The 527-nt window shown below is 74.6% G+C and carries 1 pseudogene; it reads right to left on the minus strand.

Going from position 1 to position 527, the window contains the following annotated elements:
* Window positions 1-527, minus strand: a pseudogene (locus QOL99_RS17525) (DNA polymerase III subunit gamma/tau); the annotation flags it as partial.

Genomic DNA, 527 nt, shown 5'->3' on the forward strand with positions numbered 1-527 from the left:
CGTTCGCTCGACCGGGGCAAAGTCCGGTCCCCGCGCCGCCCGGGGACGGGGCGCGGGGTCAAAGGCGGGAATGTCGGCCCTGGCACCCCCGGCCTGAGGTTGAGGTGCGGCCGCCCGTGCTGGAGGGGGGCCAGCAGGCGCCGGGGCAGGAGACGGCGACACGCCCCCTCCCCCCCCACCGCCGCCCGGCCCCGGACCGTCCCCACCGCCGCCCAGCCGCACCCGCCGCCCTCCCTCGGGCGCGACGAGTTCAAAGGTCACCGGCCCGAAAACCTTCAGGACCAGCGCCGCCACCTCGTCGAATTTGGAGACGATCTGTTTGGCGTGGAAGGTGTTTTTCTCGTCGTAGGTCAGGCTCACGTACCCCGGCTCGGCGTGCATCCGGGCGGGCTTGAGAAAGGCGCGCAGCTGCATCGTGGCCTGCCGGGTCACATCGGCCCAGTTGCCCTGCACGGGGGCGGGGGTGGGCGCAGGAGCCTCCTGAGCGGGCGTGGGCGTGGCCGGAGCGGACCGCCGCGCGGCGGGCT

The organism is Deinococcus rhizophilus (genome assembly GCF_030271215.1).
Lineage (GTDB): Bacteria > Deinococcota > Deinococci > Deinococcales > Deinococcaceae > Deinococcus > Deinococcus rhizophilus.